We start from the raw sequence: 22,318 nt of genomic DNA on the forward strand, positions 1-22,318 counted from the left end.
CATCAAAAGCGCTTTATAATTTATCAAATTATAAAGCGTTATTAATTATATTTTGTGATACAAATAAGTAAAAAGAAGTTCTGAGTACAGTTTTATTCCATCTTAATTAGCTAATTAAATACACTAATCAGAGTAAAACAAAGTTTATTTTTTTTATTAGATGTTGTTAATATTACTATACGAGACACTATTGTTGATAATTATGTTTAAAAAATCAAATAGAATATTTAAGTCATCTAAAAAAATACAATTTTATTGAACGAAAAAATACCAATTCCAAGAAAAATGGAAACTTATTAGCAATTACTATATAATTGCGCGCTATATTATTATGAAGCAAAAAAACTTTTTGAGGTGCACCATTTTTAAACAAGTTTCACGCTTTTATCGAAAGTTTTTTCACAATGAAGACGAACAAAAAGCTAGCTATGTGTCCATTCCTCGTAATGAACATAATATATCTCGTAAAGAGATTAGTGAAAACGCATTAAAAGTCCTTTATCGATTAAATAAACAAGGGTATGAAGCCTATCTAGTCGGGGGATGTATCAGAGATCTTATCTTAGGTAAAACACCAAAGGATTTTGATATCACAACTAATGCTACGCCAGAACAAATTCAGAAAATTTTCCGTAACTGTCGCTTAGTAGGAAGACGATTTCGTCTTGCTCATATTATATTTGGGAAAGAGATTATTGAAGTTGCAACATTCCGCGGTGAGCACGATTCTCAAAAAGGGCAAACCAATATATCTAAAAGTTCGCAGTCAGGTATGCTATTACGTGATAATGTCTACGGAACCATTGAGCAAGATGCTATCCGTCGGGATTTTACTATGAATGCACTTTACTATAATGTAAATGATTTTACTTTACGTGATTATTGCGGAGGATTAGAAGATTTACAAAAAGGCATTATTCGATTAATTGGCGATCCGCAAACACGTTATCGAGAAGATCCTGTTAGGATGCTAAGGACAGTCCGTTTTGCTGCAAAACTGAATATGAAAATTGAACTAGCTACTGCTAAGCCAATTAAACAGCTTGCATCATTATTAAGAAACGTACCTTCAGCACGACTTTTTGATGAGTCCCTTAAATTATTACAAACTGGGAATGGTTACAAAACTTATAAGTTACTAAGAGAGTATGGCCTTTTTGAACAACTATTTCCTGTTATTGAGCATCTATTTGCTAACAATCCAAACAGTTATTTAGAGAAAATCATCGAACAAGTTTTAAAAAATACTGATTATCGCATTGCCAACAATAAGCGAATTAATCCAGCATTTTTGTTTGCAGTTTTTTTCTGGTATCCAATAATTGAACAAACACAAGCAACGTGTATCGAAAGTGGTTTGCCATTTCATGATTCGTTTTCGATGGCAATTAACGAAGTACTAAGTGAACAATGTAAAAGTATTGCTATACCTAGACGCTTAACGAGCATCATGGGTGATATTTGGCGTTTACAGCTACGAATGAAGAAACGGAATGGTAAACGAGCGTTTGCCATTTTAGAACATCCTAAGTTTAGAGCTGCTTATGACCTTTTAGAAATGCGAGCCTCAATCGAAAAAGGAGAGCTCTTGCAGTTAGCTAGGTGGTGGGATGAGTTTCAAAATACTACAGCCGAAAAAAGAATAGCAATGGTAAAACAGCTTAATAAAATAAATAAACGCATAGGGAAACGTTAATTTTTAATTCGCACTTTTATAAATAACCGCTATAATGCTGCAATTAAAATAATCAAAAATAGCTTTAGAATCATTGATGAAAAATTTAACGCCTTCTCTTATTGCTATAGCCGTTACTCTTTTTTTGTATAATAGCTCTAGTTATGCTTTAGATTTACCTAAAACCGTTGTAAGCAATAATCCTCAATGCCTTATAGACGTTCCTAAGTTTGATCGCCCTTTAGTTAATGGAGATATAGATACTTTACCCGTAAATGCTGAAGCTAATCAACTTGAAGCAATCTACCCTAATATTGCTATATATAAAGGTGAAGTATTAATAGAACAAGGCAACCGAACGGTTCAAGCAGACAAAGTAACAATTGATACTCAAGATAGTAATAATAGAATAGTAACATTAGAAGGTGATATTACTTATCAAGATAATTTAATAAAAATGAAAGGCGATAAAGCATCAATGAATCTAAATAACAATGATGCAGATATGATCCCAAGTGAGTATCATCTTGTCAATAGGCTTGGTCGCGGTAATGCAGATAAAATGCAACTTGAAAAAAATCGTTATGTTATTTTAAAAAAAGGTAGTTTTACATCTTGTCCTATTAATGACAGCACATGGGATATTAAAGGAACGACCGTTATTCATGACAACGAGGAGCAATTTCTAGAGGTCTGGAACGCTGTATTTAGTATTGGTAAAGTGCCTGTTCTATACTCGCCTTATTTACAATTACCAACTGGTAATAAACGCCGTTCAGGATTATTAATGCCTAATTTCGGCTATGACAGTATCGATGGCATTGATTTTTCAATACCTGTTTATTGGAATATTGCACCAAATTATGATGCAACCTTTACCCCAAGAGTATTAGAAAAACGAGGTCTACAATTGCAAACAGAATTTCGTTATTTAAACGAAATAGGTTTAGGTACACTTGCATTTGACTGGCTTCAACACGATACTAAATATAATGAAGATAGAGACAATCGTTTTAATGGTAACAATTATGACGACAATCGTCACCGTTGGTTATTTCATTGGAAAAATGATGAATTAATTAACTATAATTGGCGCTTTTATGCAGATACAACTCGAGTTAGTGACAATCAGTATCTTACAAACTTAAGTTCTAAATACGCCTCCCAAACTGCAGGATATTTAACGCAGTATTATAAAATTGCTTATAATGATGAAAATTGGGATATTATGTTAGGCTATCGACACTTTCAACCATTCCATTCAGAATTAAAAAATTCGCTTTATCAAACTCAACCACAATTGGATATGAATTATTATAATAATGATTTGGGGCCATTCAAATTTAGAGTATTCTCTCAAGTATCTCGCTTCTTGACGTCTGGAAAAAGTAAACCTAAGGCATGGCGAGCACATTTTGAACCAACGCTTAATTATACTTTATCCAATTCTTGGTCATTATTAACCACTGAAACTGGGATTATGGCAACTCATTATAATCAAGATAATATCAATAAACATATTGAACAATATAAATATTTAGATAAAAAGGTAAATCGCTTTTTGCCTAAGTTTAGCATTGATGGTAAAGTCATCTTCGAGCGTGATGTTCCATTTATTAATGGCTATACGCAAACCTTAGAGCCTCGAGTAAAATATATCTATATTCCCTATCGAAACCAATCTAATATTAGCGACTATGATTCCACTATATTACAGTCGGATTATATTGGTCTATTTAGAGATCAACCATATAGTGGTTTAGATAGGATTGCTTCAACCAATAAAATATCAACTGGTGTAACAACACGATTTTATGATAATAACAAGGTTGAAAAATTTAACTTATCTATTGGGCAAATTACTTATTTCACCAAATCAAAAACGAGTGAACATAATAATGATTTAGATGAAAACTCCGATACAGGCAGTATTACCTGGGCATCGGATAACTTTTGGCGTATAAGTAATGATATAATCTTTAGAAGTGGCGTTCAGTATGATACTCGAATTGATACAATTTCATTAGCCAATGCAATATTTGAATACCGGCCAACTGGCGATAAGTTAATCCAATTATCATACCGCTATGCAAACCGTAACTATATTGATACTGTCGATAAGAATCCATTTTATAGAGGCTATAGACAAGATATTTCACAGGCTGGAATGATGACCGCTTGGCCATTATCGCAAACATTCAATGCTGTTGGTTCATATTATTATGACGTTAAATTAGAACAAACTACAGATGGTTCTATCGGATTGAATTATAGTGATTGTTGTTGGGGAACAACAGTACAATATGGTAGAAAATTGACGGACTGGGATAATACTTCTCGCAAAAGTAAGTATGAAAATAAACTATCGATTAACTTCGAATTAAAAGGATTGGGTAGCAACCGAGATACCAAAGCTAAAATGCTTAATTTCGGTAAACTACCATATAATACAGCATTTGAATAAAATATTTTTTTAACTGTAAGATTACCAATAAATTTATTACAAGCTGTCTATGCTGAAAAACAAAATGAGTTAAGTGAATATGAAATTATTAAAACTATTTATAGCATTAAATCTAAGCATAACTTTAGGAATTATAACTCCGTTATCTGCCAATGCTGCTCCGAAAGTTGTAGAACAAGTTGCTGCGGTTGTTAATAACAATGTCATTTTAGAAAGTGATGTTAATGATATGTTAAAAACGATTAAAGCTAGCTCAGATCCTAAAAATCTACCTAATGATAAAATACTTAGACAACAAATTATTGAACGTTTAATTATCGAAAATCTAATTTTACAAAAAGCAGCTAAAGCTAAAATTACAGTTAGTGATGACGAGGTAACTGAAGCTATTAATAGAATTGCAGCAGAAAATGGTATGAGTGTCGACCAACTTAGAAGTAGACTTTCGATGATGAGAATAAGTTATGGTGCCTATCGTGAAAGAATTCACAATGATATGCTAATAGATAAGACTCGAATGCATGAAGTTAGATCAAGAGTCAAAATTTCAGAAAAAGAAATAGAAAATTTAGCAAAAAATATTGCTCGTCAACCAACCAATAATATTGATGTAAAAATAAGCCATATTTTGATTTCTGTTCCAGAAAAAGCATCAAAACAACAAATTGATAATGCAACAAATAAAGCACGAGATATCATTAATCGAGCTCAAAAAGGGGAAAGTTTTGCTAAATTAGCTACTTCATATTCAAACGATGATTTTGCATTGAAAGGTGGTAGTATGGGTTGGCATAAACTTAATGAATTACCTACTATCTTTGAAGAGCGATTAGTACGAGCTACAAAAGGTAGTATTATTGGACCTATCCGTTCAGGGGTTGGTCTACATATTCTAAAAGTTGATGATACTCGTTCAGAAGCACCAAGAACCTTCACAATTGAAGAGGTAAATGCACGCCATATACTGATTAAAACAAATGTATTAGTCACCGACCAAATTGCAAAACAAAAGCTAAGTGATATCCGTAAATCAATTACTAGTGGAGCCACAACTTTTGAAGCAGCAGCTAAATCTAACTCTGAGGATACAGGCTCGGCAAGTAAAGGAGGAAACTTAGGTTGGAACCGTCCTGAAATTTATGATAATGATTTTAGAACGGCTCTGATTCAGTTAAAGAAAGGAGAAATTAGCCAACCAATAAAATCGGCTTATGGCTGGCATTTAATTCAATTAATTGATAAAAGACAAGCTGATGGAACAAATGCAATGAATAAAGATCAAGCTTATCGACTTATTTTTAATCGTAAATTTTCTGAAGAAGCCCAAGTATGGATTCAAGAAATAAAAGGTGACGCTTATATTAAAATCACAGGTGAAGATAAACATGAATAACCGTGTTCACCAAGGGCATTTTGCCCGTAAAAGATTTGGGCAAAATTTTTTACATGATGATTACATTATCGAAAGTATTGTTTCAGCTATACAACCTAAAAAAGATCAAGCACTAGTCGAAATCGGTCCCGGGCTTGCGGCATTAACCATACCTATCAGTAAACATATTGATCATTTGACAGTTATAGAGATAGATAGGGATCTAGCTAATAGATTAATTGAAAATCCATTTTTAAATAATAAATTAACGGTTATTGAACAAGATGCCCTAACCTTTGACTTTAATCAGTTAGCCGATCAATTAGGTAAACCATTAAGAGTATTTGGTAACTTACCTTATAATATCTCGACGCCGTTAATGTTTCATTTATTTGAACATACAAATATCATCACTGACATGCATTTTATGCTACAAAAAGAAGTGGTAACTCGATTAGTTGCATCGCCTAACAGTAAACATTACGGTAGATTGAGCGTTATGGCTCAATATTATTGTCAGATCATTCCTGTTCTTGAAGTACCACCAACATCATTTAAACCAGCCCCAAAAGTTGACTCTGCTGTAGTTAAATTAGTACCTTATAAAGAAAAACCTTATCTTGTTAATGATATAAGAATACTTTCTCGCGTAACTACAGAGGCATTTAACCAACGACGAAAAACTATCCGTAACAGCTTAAGTAATCTGTTTACGGTTGAACAATTAAATGACTTAAATATTGATCCTAATTTACGTGCCGAAAACTTAACAGTACAACAATACTGTCAACTTGCAAACTCATGGAGTTAACAGGATGGCAAACTTACTTATTGGTGATATTCATGGTTGTTATGATGAGTTTATGCGTTTACTTGAAAAAGCAAAATTCTCATCATCGGATATTTTATGGCTAACAGGAGATCTAGTTGCTAGAGGCCCAAAATCATTAGAAGTTCTAAGATTTGTTAAACATAATGCTAACCAAATTCGATTGGTATTAGGTAATCATGACCTACATTTATTATCAATTTATGCCAATGTTACTCTTTCTAAAAAGAAGGATAATCTTGATGAGATTATTCGTGCACCAGATTTTTGTGAATTAATGGAGTGGCTACGTAGACAGCCATTGGTTCAAATTGATAATTCATTAAAGTTAATTATGACCCATGCTGGCATTTCACCACAATGGGATATCGAAACACTAAAAAAATGTGCTTATGAGCTAAATATTATGTTATCTAGTGATTCCTATATCCTATTCCTTGATAAAATGTATGGTAACACTCCTGATGAATGGTTTCCTGAACTACAAGGTTTAGATAGGTTGCGTTATATTGCTAATGCATTAACTCGTATGCGTTTTTGTTATGAAGATGGTCGGCTAGATTTTTATTATAAAAAATCACCTGAGAAAGCACCTTCAAAACTTAAACCTTGGTTTTCATTACCAAGCAAAATTCCAAACGAGTATGGAATTGCTTTTGGTCATTGGGCAGCATTAAATGGGAAAGGTACACCAGATAATATTTATGCACTTGATACAGGATGTTGTTGGGGGGGAAAATTAACGTGCTTACGATTTGAAGATAAAAAATACTTTAAAAAGAAAAATATTGAAGTAAAAAATTAGATAAACTATCTATGAAAGGATCATTTATTATGTCTGCTTTATCTGTCATTAAATCAATATGGAAAGTAATTAACTTAATAAGAGAAATATTTCTTAATCTAATATTTCTAATTATTATTATTTTAACCTTTAGCGTCATCGCATTAGTCAAAGAAACACAAAAACAAGAAATTATTCCACAATATGGAACATTGGTATTGGATATTGAAGGAGTAGTTGTTGACAACACATTATACGGTGATGAAATTTATGCTTTACAAAGCAAAATCTACGGTAAAAAAGTAAATACCTCTCGTGAAAATAGTTTATTTGAATTAACTCAAAAAATAGCTCAAGCCACAGCAGATCCAAAGATTACAAGCATGGTTCTTAAATTAGATCATTTTGTTGGTGCTGATGTGAGTTCGCTACAGTATATTGGTAAATATTTAACCAAATTTAGTAAGGCGAATAAACCAATTTATGCTTATGGTTCTAACTTCAATCAAAGCCAATATTATTTAGCCAGCTATGCTGATAAAATATATTTAACACCACTTGGCTCAGTTAATGTATATGGTCTAGCGGCCAACAATCTATACTATAAAACTTTGCTTGATAATTTAAAAATTAACACACATGTTTTTAGAGTAGGAACCTACAAATCAGCCATCGAACCATTTATTCGTGATGATATGTCAGAAGAAGCAAAAAGCAATACGACACGTTGGTTAACACTTATGTGGGACAATTATCTTCAAGACATTTCAACACAACGGAAAAAGGCCGATACCCAATTGGTTCCGACTCCAGAGACTATGTTGACCAATTTAAAAGTGGCTAATGGTAATATGGCTCAATATGCTATGTCTAATGGATTGGTCGATGAAATTGCATCTAGCTATCAATTTGAATCTGAGCTTAATCAGCAACATCAAATCAGCATTTATGACTATCAACTTAAGTCAAAAGATACAAATTTAGATAGTGATAATGGAAGCAACAAACCATTAATTGCGGTTGTATTTGTAAATGGTACTATTACCGATGGTGAAAATAGTAGTAATATCGCTGGTAGCCAAGACATTGTTGAACAATTGAGAAAAATCCGTAAAAACTTAAATAAACATAATACACAAGCAATAGTATTACGAGTAAATAGCCCAGGAGGGAGTGTGGATGCGTCAGAAGCAATTCGTAGTGAATTAGAAGCGTTACGTGATTGCCAGATTCCTGTAGTTATCTCTATGGGAGGAATGGCTGCATCGGGTGGATACTGGATATCAACCGCATCAGATTACATAGTTGCAAGCCCAAATACAATTACTGGTTCTATTGGTATTTTTGGTATTATTCCAACATTCGAAAAATCTTTATCTCATATTGGTGTTTATAGCGATGGTGTAACTACATCTCCACTAGCAAGTAATAACTTTGCGCAAGATCTACCAACCGAAATGAATCAATTAATTCAATTAAATATTGATAGTGGCTATCAAACATTTATTTCGTTAGTATCAAAAGCACGAAATATGACAACTGAACAAGTCGATAAAATTGGACAAGGACAAGTTTGGCTTGGTTCAGAAGCAAGTAAAATTGGACTTGTTGATAAATTAGGTGACTTTGATGATGCCATTGAAACAGCAGCAACATTAGCTAATTTAACTGATTATGAGATCGACTGGCAAAAGCCAAAGGGAAATTGGTTTAATGCATTTTATTCAAATATGATAGCCATGTTGCCTAAATCAACGGCAGAAATATTTTTTGAACAACTTCCTGAAGCAAAACAACTTAAACAGCATGTTTCTTTATGGAATAAGTTTAATGATCCGCAAAATCGCTATATTTATTGCTTAAATTGTGCTGATGTTCGTTAATATACTTTTGCTTATTATCTGCTACTGTTGTGGCAGATAATAATTTTTTTCTCACTCTAATTTGTAATTTGTGGGAAAACGTGAGTTGTTTATACTACACGGTTAAAATAATCCTCTAAACTACTTATACTTATAAGTCATATTATTGAAAAGTTGCTTAAAATTTGGTTTTCTCTCTTTCAAATTACTAAATATTTGCTTATTATCTGGTATGTTGATTAAAGGATAAATACGTTTTTTGCCTTCCAATTCATTTGAAGATAAGTTGGTTTAGTATATTTTTGATTGATACGATGATTATTACAAATTTTAACAAATGAGATACTGCGAATTTTCAATTAATCATAAAACAGATATAAAATCTTGAATATTTTTTACAAAAATATAACCTAAAAAATGAATAGTTATGTAAATACCTTATAGTTAGTTCACAACTTAAGTTAAAATTTGTTGCCTGTTTTAGTGTTTTATATCCAATGAGACTCTTGTCAATTAGCCACAAAAAGCGCAAATAATTCCTACAATTAAATATATATCTTATTTATCTTCCGTGTATTTCACTAGCAGGTGGAAGTTTAACTGTTATTGATAAAAATTAAATAAAATCAATATTCTATATGAATGTTTTTTGCTTTTCATCTTATTGCTTCATTAACATCAAAAAAATATTTAAAATTTAATAATGAAGGTATTAATTGTAAAATTGAAAAAAGTATTAATAACCTGGATTCAAACTAAAATAATTAGTAAAAATAGCGTACAATAGCGCAATATTAAACACAGGCTTATTATAAATAGATTAGGAATTTAGTATGACCGGCAAATTTATTGTCGTCGAAGGGCTTGAAGGGGCAGGTAAGACCACCGCTATTGATATCGTTGCTCGTATTTTAAATCGACACAATATTGGTGATTTGCAGTTTACTCGAGAGCCAGGTGGAACAGCGATTGCTGAAGCATTACGCAATATTATTAAAAATGGTTTAGATAATGAGCTTTTGACTGATAAAGCCGAATTATTGATGTTATATGCCGCACGTATTCAGCTGATCGATAATGTAATTAAACCAGCACTTCATGCAGGTAGATGGGTTATTGGTGATCGTCATGACTTATCAACGCAAGCTTATCAAGGTGGTGGACGCCAGTTAGATAAAGTTTTTATGATGACATTGAAAGAACAAGTGTTAGGTGATTTTAAACCTGATCTTACTTTATATTTGGATATTGATCCTCAAATAGGATTAATGCGAGCAAGATCTCGAGGTAAACTCGATCGCATTGAGCAACAGTCATTGCCGTTTTTTGAACGAACTCGTCAAAGTTATTTAGAACTTGCTAAACAAGATAAAACCATCATTACAGTTGATGCAGGAAAATCAATTGACAATGTGAATGGGCAAATTGAACAAATTTTAACTGCATGGTTAACTAAACAGGTTGATATTGAATGATCTTAAATGACTATCCTTGGCTTTCGTTGCCGTATCAGCAATTAGCTTCTGGAATTATGCACAAACGAGCTCATCATGCTTTATTAATTAATTATGTCCAAGGTAGTGGTGAAGATGAGTTTGTTTCAAAGATTGCAAGCCGTTTATTATGCCAATCTTCACAACAATTGGAGCCGTGCTTAAACTGCCATAGTTGCCAATTATTTTTGTCTCACCATCACCCTGATTATTATGTAATAACTAATGAACAATCTAAACAGTCAATAGGTATTGATCAAATCCGTAAAATATCAAACAAAGTTTACGAAAAATCTCAGCAAGGTGGAAATAAAGTCATTTGGATAAAAAATGCAGCTTTAATGACCGAAGCTGCCGCCAATGCATTGTTAAAAACGTTAGAAGAACCACCAGAAAACACATATTTTATTTTAAGTGATGAACATAACAGCAAATTGCTTCCAACAATTCATAGTCGCTGTTTTTCTTATTTTTTACCTATTCCTAAATTGGAACAATCCATTGAATGGTTAAAAAGTCAACGCAATCAGCAATACAGCGATAATGAGCTTGCCTCAGCGTTATTATTGAGCGAAAATGCACCTCTAAAAGCAGTTGCACTATTGGTACCGGAAAAGTGGCAACAACGAAAAGCATTTTGTGATCATTTATTAGAAGTTGTACCACAAAACAATTATTGGCAACTGGCTAAAACCTTTGATCATGAAGAATTTATTGAAAGAGTTATTTGGTTTTGTGCTTTATTAAGTGATGCGCTTAAAGCGAAGCAAAAAGTGGGGCGTTTTATTGTTAATCGTGATCAAGTCCCATTGGTTCGACTGCTTGCCACTAAAAGCAATGAAAAAATTTCTGAGCTCTATAATTTATGGTTGCAGGCAAGAAATCAGTCATTAACTGTTACTGGATTGAATAAAGAATTGATTGTTTATAATGTACTTGCTCAATCCGAATTGATTAGCTAGCAAAAAGTAAAGTATTTTATAAAGGGTTTAGTCAAAAATTTTCAGTAAAGTATACTGTTAAGTAATAAGGATTGCAGTGAGTTATTTATCTATAGAGTTTGGTTTACTCTTTATCGCTTTCTTTGCCTTGTATTGGGGATGTCACTTATCACCCAAAATACAAAATATTCTACTTTTAGTAGCAAGTTATCTTATTGTTGGCAGTTATAGTTGGCAATTTTCGCTTATCCTTTTTATTTATACATGTGCAATCTATTTGTTCTCAGTACTGATTGCTACATCTGAGCGTCACTCAAAACGATGGTTAATTTTAGGATTATGCTTATCAATAATTAATCTGGCGTTGTTTAAATATTTTGATTTTTTTCGTTATGAGTTGCAGGATCTACTTAATTTATTAAATTTACCAGTTTTACTACCTGTTATAACCGTACTAATTCCAATAGGCATCTCATTTTATACTTTCCATTCGGTAAGTTATTTAGTCTCGGTAAAAAAGAAAGAGTTACCCGTCGCTAACTTTTGGGATTTTGCCTTATTTTTGTCTTTTTTTCCAAGTATTATTGCAGGTCCTATTAACCGAGCTAAAGAATTTTTACCTCAAATTAGCATCAGTCAGCCTCGTAAAATTTTAGAGCCATTTCGTGCATTTACGTTGCTTATCTTGGCCGTAATCAAGGTTTACTGTTTAGGTGGTTTAATCAATGAATATTGGGTTAAACCAATATTTGCTAACCCGTTAGAATTTAGTGTAATTGATTTACTAGTAGGTCTTTATTCTTATGCAATGCAAATTTATTTAAATTTTTCAGGGTATACTGATTTAGTTACAGGTATTGCCTTATTGCTAGGATTTCGTTTACCAATTAACTTTAATTTCCCTTATTTAGCATTAAATTTGAGAGATTTTTGGGCACGTTGGCATATTAGCTTATCTCGTTGGATTCGCGATTATATTTATATTCCTTTAGGAGGAAGTCGTCGAGGTTTTATTCGGACTCAAATCAATGTTATGTTGGCAATGTTACTATCTGGATTATGGCATGGTGCTGGCATTAATTTTATTATTTGGGGGGCATGTCACGGCATTGGTATTGTGGCACTTAACATTGGCGATCGTTATTTTGGGCAAGGTTGGATAGCTACACGTTCACCATGGATAGCACGGTTATTAACATGGCATTATGTCTGTTTCACCTGGTTATTTTTTAATAGTGACAGTTTACCTGATGCAGTAGATTATATGACAGCATTAATGCATAACTTCTTGATAGAACCGCATCATGTAGGGGCATTTTTAGTGATTTGTTTCATTTACTTTACCTACCCGATGTGTAAAACTTTTACTGATTGGTTTATTATTCAGTTAACCAAAATACCGCATTTATATTTACCATTAATTTTTATTTTAATTCTGTGGTTGGTTATTTATATTGCACCATCAGGTATGCCAAACTTTATTTACGCTAATTTTTAATTATATTAATTTAATTATGATGATATATAAAAAATCGTTCTCAAAAAATAATAAAAAACCAAAATCTAGTTTGAAACGGCAACGTCATAAATCGCTGAATAAAAATGTAATTAAAAAAAATCTTCACAAAAAAACAAACACACCTCTTGTTTTTACTGGCAGCCCTTTATCAGCTCGTTATATATTAGTTATAATGTCTGTTACCGCTATTGCATTAATTGCGATTTATTATAAATCTATATTGATTTATTGCCAGCAAGCATACCATACTGATTTATTTGATGGTAATACGATTGCTTCTCAAGAAATTTCACCACAAGATTTTGAAAAAAACTATATTGATGAGCAAAATGATCAAGAACATATAATCACACAAGCATCAACTTCACTTACTCAACCGATTGATGTTGCTTTACCCGTTACTGAAAATAAAACATCCAAGTTAGCAACGGATGAGTTTGATGAGATAAAACAAAATAAAAAAATCGAAGAAGTAGTTACAGACAAAAATCTAAAAAGTGAAGATACTGGTGCGGATTACAATTTAGAGATATATTCTGATACTACTAATCAAAATAAGCAAGAAATAGCATCTGTACTTCAAGATAGGAATGATGAAGTTCATAAGGATATTGAATCAATCCATGAACCACTACCGATTGTTCTAACAAGTAATGATAAGGTATTTTTTGCAGGTGACTCTTTAATGCAAGGCGTTGCACCATATGTAAAAAAAATGTTGTTTAAGCAGTATAAAATAGAAAGTATTGATTTGAGCAAACAGAGTACAGGACTTGCTTATCCAAGTGCTTTCGATTGGCCAAAAACAATTAATGATAATCTAATTGCTGATCCTTCAATAAAATTATTGGTCGTTTTTCTTGGTGCTAATGATCCTTGGGATTTTCCTGTTAAAGGTTATGCCAAATACGCTAAATTTAAATCTGAATTATGGGAAGAGCACTACCGTTTGCGTATTGCATCTATTTTAAATAGTGCTATAGAAAATGATGTTCAAGTACTTTGGCTTGCTGCGCCTTGTATGCGTAAACACAAATTAAATAATGGAATGGTTTATCTAAATAATTTATATAAATCTGAAATAGAAAAAACTCAACAACATTTCTTAACAACAAACGAATTATTGGGTTGCACATACGAAAAGTTCAGTAATTTCATAGAAACCGATAAAGCCAAAATTAAAGTAAGAGTTGATGATGGGGTTCATTTTACACCAACTGGTCAAAAAATTTTGGCAAAAGCGATTATGGAACAAATAATTTATAAAGAATTAGAGGATACCTTTAATGATTAAATCTTTAAAGTATATTATAACCGTAATTGCAGTAACAATTACCGTTGGTTGTAGTGTAGCTGAAAGTAAAACCACCACGGTATCTACTATTGTTGATTTTGGTGATCCTAATGCTAAACAATTTGCAATGCGTTTAAAATCGTTAGAGGATAATAAAAAAACGGATCAAGTGGTCAATATTACTCAATTTGGTGATTCGCATTCAGCCGCTGATTTTTTTACTGGTGAGTTAAGAACATTAATGCAACAAAAGTATGGTAATGCTGGTATTGGCTGGATAACGCCTGTAGCTATAAAAGGACAAAGCCATGCAGCTGTTACGTGGAGTTCTAAAAATTGGAATGTGCTAAGTAGCCGAACTTTAAGTAACTTGGATTTTCCTATGGGTGGTTTTATTGCTAAACCAAATAAAGATTTAGCCACTATCCGAATTACACCAAGAGGCTCTAATAATAAAGATTGGCAAGTTAAGTTAACCTTTAAAACACTTAAAAATAACACAAATTCATTAGCGCTTTATGATGCTAATAATCATAAAATTAATTTAAGCAATACTCCAAAATCAAATACTTGGCAAACAGCTTCGGTTGTTTCTAAAATGCCATTGGTTATAAAAGGTCAAAAAGATATAGAGCTTGGTGGAATTTGGTTGACTCGTTATCAACAACCAGGTGTTATTGTTTCATCTATTGCCACTAATGGAGCTAAACAGACAATTTGGCAAAAGTGGGGGAAAGATTGGTTTAAAGAACTGTCTATATCACAAAGTGATTTAATTATTTTAGAATACGGGACAAATGAAAGTTTTGATGGAGCATTAGATGCTAATCAATATCGAAAAAATTTAGTGAATAATATTAGACTGATTCGTAAAACATTACCCAATGCTACGATCTTGATAATGACACCCCCTGATACTATGGCAAATGAAACAAATATGCCTAAGTCTTTTGCAAAGATAATGGATATTCAAAAACAAGTTGCTAAATCTGAAAAAACATTATTTTGGGATTGGCAAGTGGCAATGGGGGGAAAGTATTCTATTAAGCAGTGGCGAAAACGGGGGTTAGCACGCCCAGATTTAGTGCATCAAACTTTACGAGGTTATAAAGAAAGCGCTCGTATTTTTTATGCTGATTTGAATGAATTTGTTAGAAAGAATAGCTAAGAATTTTGATTAGAAGGAATAAATAAGTTATGGCATCACCAATTATTGTTGCAGTTGATTTTCCAGATGTTAAATCGGCATGGAATTTTATTGATCGTGTAGATCCAAAAGATTGTCGCATTAAAATTGGTAAAGAGCTTTTTACACATGCAGGACCTGATTTTATCAAGCAAATTATGAAAAAAGGTTTTGATGTTTTTTTAGATCTTAAATTCCATGATATTCCAAATACTGTCGCAAAAGCAATTGCTGCAACTGCTGACCTTGGTGTTTGGATGACCAATGTTCATGCTAGTGGTGGCTCACGCATGATGACAGCTGCTAAAGATGCACTTTATTCATATGGTAAAGATGCCCCTATTTTGATTGCGGTAACAGTATTAACTAGCATGGAGTTAGCTGATCTACAAGAAATTGGTATTAACGTATCACCTTTAGAGCAAGCAACCAGATTAGCAATACTTGCTAAAAACTGCGGGCTTGATGGTGTAGTATGTTCAGCAAAAGAAGTACAAAGTTTTAAAACTCGTTTGGGCAGTGATTTTAAATTGGTGACACCAGGTATTAGACCAGTGGGTACTAATTCTGATGACCAAAGGCGTATTATGACGCCTCAGCGAGCTCAAGCTGCAGGTTCTGATTATTTAGTCATTGGACGCCCAATTACCCAAGCAGAAGATCCTGCTAAAGCTTTACAAACAATTTTAGCAACACTAGATACAAGTAAGAGTTAATAATATTATTATGTCTGATAATTCACTTGTTTACTCGACCGATAAAGGTCGAATTAAACCGACCCAAACACTTATCTCACGCCCTAAGGGGGATGGTATCATTCGAATTCAACGACAAACATCAGGCCGTAAAGGTAAAGGTGTTTGTGTTATTACTGGATTTGATATCGATCATTCTCAATTATTACAGTTAGCAGCAGAATTAAAAAAACGTTGTGGTTGTGGGGGAGCAGTTAAAGATGGTGTTATTGAAATACAAGGTGATAAACGTGATTTATTAAAGTCATTGCTAGAAGATAAAGGATTTAAAGTAAAGCTAGCAGGTGGCTGATTTAGTTTATAAAATTAGCGCCCACAATAAAAATGGACGCTAATTACAGCACAATAGATTTTAATTAGAACGATAACTACGCATTTTTTTACTGATCTCTCGACGTTCTTTTGAAATTTCAGCATTTTTAATAATGTAATCATCAACACGATCATCGTAATCGCTTTTCATGTTCGCAATAATTGCTTGAAGCTCTTCATAAGTCATATCTGGTTTAATATATTCGCTCAAGTTTTCAAGTAGCAGTACTCTTTTTTGGTTGTCACGAATTTTCTTCTCGTTATCTGATATTTCACGTTTTAATTTATTCAAACGGCGTGATAAACGAATGTATTCTAATACATCTTGAAACGATGGTGCGGTTGATTTTTCCTTGTCCATCTATAACCCCTTATTTCAAAAAATGGAAAATAAACTTCTACCAATTATATACCAATAATTTTTTAAGATCATATTAATTATATTTTTAAACAAAATGATATTTCAGTAGATTAGTTATCTGTTGAGTGTTAGCTATTTTAAATTCGATTTTAAGCAGATTTTATTTCTAAATCTTTATCAAAATATTTTTTTATTTTATAAGGTTATTTGCAAAATAACATAAAAATAAAAACAGCTATTAAGAATTAGTGCAAAGTATTGTACAATACATTCAAATTTGTAAAAAGTGCCAGAATGAGAGAATCATAATGAGCTGGATTGAAAAAATTCTTAGTAAAAATAATATATCGTCAGATCATAAAAAGGCGAATATTCCTGGTGGCGTTTGGACAAAATGCACTAACTGTGATCAAGTCATTTATCAAGCTGAACTCGATCTTAATTTAGAGGTGTGTCCAAAATGTGATCACCATATGCATATCCCTGCCCGAGTGCGTTTATATCGTTTTTTAGACGAAGGATCGGATATCGAAATTGGTGCAGATCTTATGCCTAAAGATATCTTAAAATTTAAAGATACTAAAAAATATAAAGATCGATTAACAGCAGCTCAAAAAGAAACTCACGAAAAAGAAGCAATGGTTGTCATGAAGGGAACATTGCTTGGCGTACCAGTAGTTGTTGCTTGTTTTGAATTTGCCTTCATTGGTGGTTCAATGTCTTCTGTTGTTGGTGCATTATTCACTCGCGCCGCAGAGCAGGCCATTGAGGATAAATGCCCTTTAATTTGCTTTTCAACAAGTGGTGGTGCACGAATGCAAGAAGCGCTATTCTCATTAATGCAAATGGCAAAAACGAGTGCTATTCTTGCTAAAATGCAAGATGAAGGTTTACCATATATTTCAGTAATGACCGACCCTACCATGGGAGGTGTATCGGCAAGTCTGGCAATGTTGGGTGACATTAATATTGCTGAACCTAAAGCATTAATTGGTTTTGCTGGTCCTCGAGTGATTCAACAAACTGTTCGTGAAACACTGCCAGAAGGGTTTCAACGTAGTGAATTTTTACTTGAAAAAGGGGCAATTGATATGATCATTCATCGCAAAGATATGCGTTCTAAAATTGCCAGTTTAGTAACAAAATTAATGAAACTACCTGATCCGTTTAATGAAGTTACTCTTAACGAGACAGCTTAATTGAGTATGACAAATAACCAACTGAATGCCATGTCAGATCTAAAGACATGGCTTTATTATTTAGAACAACTACATCCTATAACTATTGACTTAGGTTTAGAACGAGTAAAAGCTGTAGCTCAGCGCCTAGATTTATTACAACCAGCGCCTTATATTTTTACCGTTGCTGGCACTAATGGCAAAGGAACAACTTGTCGAACGCTTGAAATGATATTACTTGAAGCGAATTTAAAAGTTGGTGTTTATAGCTCTCCCCATTTATTACGTTTTACTGAACGGGTACGTATTAATAATCAAGAATCAAGTGAACAACAAACCATAAAAGCCTTTGTAGAAATAGAACAAGCCAGAGGTGATATATCGCTTACCTATTTTGAATATGCAACGCTTGCTGCATTTTATCAATTCAAACAAGCAGAATTAGATGTTGTTATATTAGAAGTAGGTCTTGGTGGAAGGCTTGATGCAACCAATATTGTTGATGCTGACGTGGCAATTATTACAACTATTGGTATTGATCATGTTGATTATTTAGGTTATACCCGTGAAAGTATCGGACGTGAAAAAGCAGGTATTTTTAAACCTAAAAGTATAGCTATTGTTGGTGAGCCAGATGTGCCAGAATCTATCTTAAATGTGGCAAAAGCTGTGAATTGCTCTATCTATAGAGTGAATAGTGATTGGTATTATCAACAAGTTAACAAAGATTCATGGACTTTTGAGTCAAAATTTAAACAGTATAAAAATTTACCTATTGCCAATGTTCCTTTAGCTAATGCAGCAACTGCAATTGCAGCTATAAGTTATTCATCACTTAAAATAACACAAAATGAAATAACTAAAGGATTGGCAAAATCGAACTTAATTGGACGTTTTCAAATTATTCAAACATCACCACTGGTTATCCTTGATGTAGCACATAACCCACATGCAGCAGCTTATTTAACACAACAATTAGAAAAACTAAAAGCAGAATATTTGCAAGTAGGCAAAGTTAGATTTGTTGTTGGTATGCTTAAGGATAAAGATATTAAAAGTACCTTATCCATCTTAAAAGGTGATAGATGGTATTGTGCTTCACTTTATGGTGAACGAGGTTGTAGTGCTGAAGTATTAAAACAGCACTTATTTAATGAAGGTGAGTTTAATGTATCAGCATTTGATACTGTATCTAAGGCCTATCAAAAAGCAATGCAAGATGCTAAAGAAGATGATATCATCGTGGTATGTGGCTCATTTCATACTGTATCGGATGTGTTAACTGAAATTGAGCATTAAGTGGAATTAGTCATGGCAGACAATCAAGAAAATAATCCCAATAGAGTAAGAAATTGCCTTGTAGGTTTTGCTACATTATTACTTATTATTGCAGCAATAGCCCCGTGGATTATAACGGATAAATCTAACTTACGAACGACAACAACCCCAATTTTGCAACCTGAAGTGGTTACGCAGCAAAATCAAGTGGTTGTACCATCTGATGATGCTGATGACAATTTTACCCATAATATATCAGATGTTCCTTACCTATCCGGCTCAGATCAAGATCTAAATTCATCGGCTTCATCTGATATTGTTGATGATACTGACGATTCAACAAATATAATTAAACCTTCAATGTCACAGCAAGAATCTAAACCTTATATGATCCAACTTATTGCGTTAAAAAATAAACAAAAAATAGAAGAGTTAATTGCATTATTACGATTAAATAATTACAGCGTTAGAACAATACCTGATAACCCAGAACCTAATCAGTTAATTAAGTTACAGGTTGGCCCTTATGCTAAAAAAGAACAAGCTGAACAAGTCATTATTAATTTAAATAACCTAACAAAATTAGAAGGTATTATTATTGCTAATTGACCGTTGTGCTACTTGTTTTTAAGTTGTAAAGAATAATTATTATTAATAAAAAGTTGTGAGTTATTATGATGAACTGGGCTGATTTTACGATTATTGGTGTAATTGCTTTTTCTGCATTAATTAGCGTTGTTCGAGGTTTTGTTCGAGAAGCGTTATCATTAGTTAGCTGGATATTAGCTTTTTTTATTTCCAGCCAATTTTATATTTATATTACTGATTATTTAACTTATTTTGATAGTGATGTTATACGTATTGCTGTAGCAATTGTTATTTTATTTATTGCTACCTTATTGGTTTGTTCGATTGTGTCTTATGTTATTGGACAATTATTAAAAAAAACGGGATTATCTGGTACTGATCGTTTATTAGGTATCTGTTTTGGTGTATTACGAGGAGTTTTAGTTGTTGCAGCTATTCTCTTTTTAGTTGATACTTTTACGCCGTTATCACAATCACCTTACTGGATTCAATCTCAGCTAATTCCGCATTTTAGTTTTATTATTCGCTGGTTTTTTGATTTTATACAACAGTCTTCTTCGTTTTTAGTACAATAAATTTGAGGTAACCATAGTATGTGTGGTGTTGTTGGTATTGTTGGGAATAGTTCTGTTAATCAATCTATTTATGATGCATTGACTGTTTTGCAACATCGAGGGCAAGATGCAGCAGGTATTGTGACTATCGATAATCAAAATCGATTTCGTTTACGCAAAGCGAATGGTTTAGTCAAAGATGTATTTCAAGAGCATCATATGCAACGGTTGCAAGGTAATTTGGGCATAGGGCATATTCGTTATCCTACCGCAGGTAGCTCAAGCCCATCCGAAGCGCAACCATTTTATGTCAATTCACCATATGGTATTGCACTAGCTCATAATGGAAATTTAACCAATACTGATCAGTTGCGTGACAAAGTATTTGAACTAGCAAGGCGTCATATTAATACCAATTCCGACTCAGAGGTGCTACTCAATATTCTTGCTAATGAACTTGACAAGTTTCCCACCTATCCACTAACTGCCGACAATATTTTTACAGCAATACATAATGTTCATAACATAATTAAAGGCGCATATGCCTGTGTTGCAATGATTATTGGGCATGGCCTTGTTGCTTTTCGTGATCCTTATGGAATACGGCCATTAGTTATTGGTAAACGGGTACTTGAGAATCAGAAAATTGAGTACATGGTTGCCTCTGAAAGTGTAGCATTAGATATTCTCGATTTTGAGTTTATACGTGATGTCGAACCGGGTGAGGCAATTTATATTACTCAAGATGGACAATTATATTTTCAGCAATGTTCGGATAACCCTCAATATTATCCATGTATTTTTGAATATGTTTATTTTGCAAGACCTGATTCTTTAATGAATGGTGTCTCAGTTTATCAATCACGTATTCAAATGGGGCAAAAATTGGGGGCTAAAATAGCAAGAGAATGGAAGAATGTTGATATTGATGTAGTCATCCCTATTCCCGAAACATCTTGTGATGCCGCTCTTGAAATTGCACGTATTTTAAATAAACCTTACCGGCAAGGGTTTGTTAAAAATCGCTATGTTGGACGCACCTTTATTATGCCAGGGCAAAGCGCACGTAAATTGTCTGTAAGACGAAAACTCAATGCTAACCGTATTGAATTTGAAGGCAAAAATGTCTTATTAGTTGATGATTCGATTGTACGAGGAACAACCTCAAAAGAAATTCTCGAAATGGTACGTTCTGTTGGGGCTAAAAAAGTCTATTTAGCGTCTGCTGCGCCAGAAATCAGGCATCCAAATGTTTATGGGATAGATATGCCAGTTGCCCGTGAACTTATTGCTTATAACCGAACAGTTGATGAAATAGCAAAAAATATTGGTGCTGATAAGGTTATATTTCAGGATTTATCCGATTTAATTAATTCAATTACAGAACAAAACTCCAACATTCATCATTTAGAGTGTTCTGTTTTTGATGGAAAATATGTTACTGAAGGAATTGATGATAGCTATTTGTCATTATTAGAACAGAAAAGAAATGAAACTAAAAAATCTTCAGACATTAAAGAATCAGAAAACCTAGAGATTTATAATGAAGGTTAATAAATTGTGAAAATATAAAATACAATATAAAGGCCTAAAATTATCAATTAGGTCTTTTTTTTATTTAGAGAATAATTTTATAATTTATTTAGCTAGTTACCTACAATAAATTCTTTAATATCAAAAGAAATAGCAATTCCTCACTACTCAACTAGATCTACATCCACTATTAAATTTACAAAACTTTACAAATCTTAATAAATCTTTACTTAATAAATTGAATAATAATGATAAATAAAAAATATATAAAAAACTCAACAAAAAACATAACAAAAAAGTAATAAATTATTTTGATAAATGACATTTTTGTAATAGAATT

19 protein-coding genes are annotated in these 22,318 nt (G+C 32.8%); 18 read left to right on the forward strand and 1 reads right to left on the reverse strand.

The annotated features are described in order from the left end of the window. The first annotated feature begins 331 nt into the window (after positions 1 to 331). The 13 genes from pcnB (at position 332) to yciH (ending at position 16,466) form a co-directional block, all read left to right on the forward strand. Positions 332 to 1,696: a polynucleotide adenylyltransferase PcnB gene (gene pcnB / locus A9G44_RS07820; RefSeq protein WP_065610234.1), complete on the forward strand. Its 1,365-nt coding sequence runs from the start codon at positions 332 to 334 to the stop codon at positions 1,694 to 1,696. Positions 1,697 to 1,772: 76 nt separating this feature from the next. After that, a complete protein-coding gene (gene lptD, locus A9G44_RS07825; RefSeq protein ID WP_065610236.1) occupies positions 1,773 to 4,139 on the forward strand; it encodes an LPS assembly protein LptD in 2,367 nt (788 codons plus the stop codon). Positions 4,140 to 4,218: 79 nt separating this feature from the next. After that, positions 4,219 to 5,532, forward strand: coding sequence for a peptidylprolyl isomerase SurA (gene surA / locus A9G44_RS07830; RefSeq protein ID WP_065610238.1), 1,314 nt, complete (start codon positions 4,219 to 4,221; stop codon positions 5,530 to 5,532). Beyond that, positions 5,525 to 6,322, forward strand: coding sequence for a 16S rRNA (adenine(1518)-N(6)/adenine(1519)-N(6))-dimethyltransferase RsmA (gene rsmA, locus A9G44_RS07835; RefSeq protein WP_034913799.1), 798 nt, complete (start codon positions 5,525 to 5,527; stop codon positions 6,320 to 6,322). The genes surA and rsmA overlap by 8 nt, the downstream gene beginning before the upstream one ends. Positions 6,323 to 6,326: 4 nt before the next feature. Further along, positions 6,327 to 7,145: a bis(5'-nucleosyl)-tetraphosphatase (symmetrical) ApaH gene (gene apaH / locus A9G44_RS07840; protein WP_065610240.1), complete on the forward strand. Its 819-nt coding sequence runs from the start codon at positions 6,327 to 6,329 to the stop codon at positions 7,143 to 7,145. Positions 7,146 to 7,174: 29 nt separating this feature from the next. Continuing rightward, positions 7,175 to 9,007: a signal peptide peptidase SppA gene (gene sppA / locus A9G44_RS07845; RefSeq protein WP_143426345.1), complete on the forward strand. Its 1,833-nt coding sequence runs from the start codon at positions 7,175 to 7,177 to the stop codon at positions 9,005 to 9,007. A gap of 812 nt (positions 9,008 to 9,819) precedes the next feature. Next, complete coding sequence (tmk, locus tag A9G44_RS07850; protein ID WP_034910296.1) at positions 9,820 to 10,461, forward strand: dTMP kinase; 642 nt, start codon at positions 9,820 to 9,822, stop codon at positions 10,459 to 10,461. Continuing rightward, complete coding sequence (holB, locus tag A9G44_RS07855) at positions 10,458 to 11,441, forward strand: DNA polymerase III subunit delta' (RefSeq protein WP_065610244.1); 984 nt, start codon at positions 10,458 to 10,460, stop codon at positions 11,439 to 11,441. Before tmk ends, holB begins: the two co-directional genes overlap by 4 nt. 76 nt (positions 11,442 to 11,517) lie before the next feature. Beyond that, a complete protein-coding gene (locus A9G44_RS07860) occupies positions 11,518 to 12,918 on the forward strand; it encodes an MBOAT family O-acyltransferase (protein ID WP_065610246.1) in 1,401 nt (466 codons plus the stop codon). Positions 12,919 to 12,934: 16 nt separating this feature from the next. After that, complete coding sequence (locus A9G44_RS07865) at positions 12,935 to 14,233, forward strand: SGNH/GDSL hydrolase family protein (protein ID WP_065610248.1); 1,299 nt, start codon at positions 12,935 to 12,937, stop codon at positions 14,231 to 14,233. Beyond that, a complete protein-coding gene (locus A9G44_RS07870) occupies positions 14,226 to 15,401 on the forward strand; it encodes a GDSL-type esterase/lipase family protein (RefSeq protein ID WP_065610250.1) in 1,176 nt (391 codons plus the stop codon). Before A9G44_RS07865 ends, A9G44_RS07870 begins: the two co-directional genes overlap by 8 nt. A gap of 29 nt (positions 15,402 to 15,430) precedes the next feature. Beyond that, positions 15,431 to 16,135 (forward strand): orotidine-5'-phosphate decarboxylase, encoded by a 705-nt coding sequence (gene pyrF, locus A9G44_RS07875; RefSeq protein WP_034910287.1) that lies wholly within the window; start codon positions 15,431 to 15,433, stop codon positions 16,133 to 16,135. A gap of 10 nt (positions 16,136 to 16,145) precedes the next feature. After that, positions 16,146 to 16,466 (forward strand): stress response translation initiation inhibitor YciH, encoded by a 321-nt coding sequence (yciH, locus tag A9G44_RS07880; protein WP_065610252.1) that lies wholly within the window; start codon positions 16,146 to 16,148, stop codon positions 16,464 to 16,466. A gap of 60 nt (positions 16,467 to 16,526) precedes the next feature. Here yciH and tmaR read toward each other — a convergent pair whose 3' ends face one another. Continuing rightward, positions 16,527 to 16,847, reverse strand: a complete 321-nt coding sequence (gene tmaR / locus A9G44_RS07885; RefSeq protein WP_034910282.1) for a PTS system regulator TmaR — start codon at positions 16,845 to 16,847, stop codon at positions 16,527 to 16,529. 308 nt (positions 16,848 to 17,155) lie between these two features. Here tmaR and accD point away from each other — a divergent pair, with 308 nt between their 5' ends. The 5 genes from accD to purF all read left to right on the forward strand — a co-directional run bounded on the left by accD (position 17,156) and on the right by purF (position 21,999). Next, positions 17,156 to 18,046, forward strand: a complete 891-nt coding sequence (gene accD, locus A9G44_RS07890) for an acetyl-CoA carboxylase, carboxyltransferase subunit beta (protein ID WP_065590328.1) — start codon at positions 17,156 to 17,158, stop codon at positions 18,044 to 18,046. Between the two features lie 6 nt (positions 18,047 to 18,052). After that, entirely contained in the window at positions 18,053 to 19,324 is a 1,272-nt protein-coding gene (gene folC / locus A9G44_RS07895) for a bifunctional tetrahydrofolate synthase/dihydrofolate synthase (protein ID WP_065610253.1), read from the forward strand. 12 nt (positions 19,325 to 19,336) lie between these two features. Then, on the forward strand, positions 19,337 to 19,912 hold the full coding sequence (locus tag A9G44_RS07900) for an SPOR domain-containing protein (protein WP_065610254.1): 576 nt from the start codon (positions 19,337 to 19,339) through the stop codon (positions 19,910 to 19,912). Positions 19,913 to 19,980: 68 nt separating this feature from the next. Then, positions 19,981 to 20,466 (forward strand): CvpA family protein, encoded by a 486-nt coding sequence (locus A9G44_RS07905; protein WP_065610257.1) that lies wholly within the window; start codon positions 19,981 to 19,983, stop codon positions 20,464 to 20,466. Positions 20,467 to 20,484: 18 nt separating this feature from the next. After that, on the forward strand, positions 20,485 to 21,999 hold the full coding sequence (gene purF / locus A9G44_RS07910; RefSeq protein ID WP_065610255.1) for an amidophosphoribosyltransferase: 1,515 nt from the start codon (positions 20,485 to 20,487) through the stop codon (positions 21,997 to 21,999). The last annotated feature ends 319 nt before the right edge of the window (positions 22,000 to 22,318 follow it).

This window comes from Gilliamella sp. Occ4-3 (genome assembly GCF_001690675.1).
In the GTDB taxonomy this organism is placed as follows: domain Bacteria; phylum Pseudomonadota; class Gammaproteobacteria; order Enterobacterales; family Orbaceae; genus Gilliamella; species Gilliamella bombi.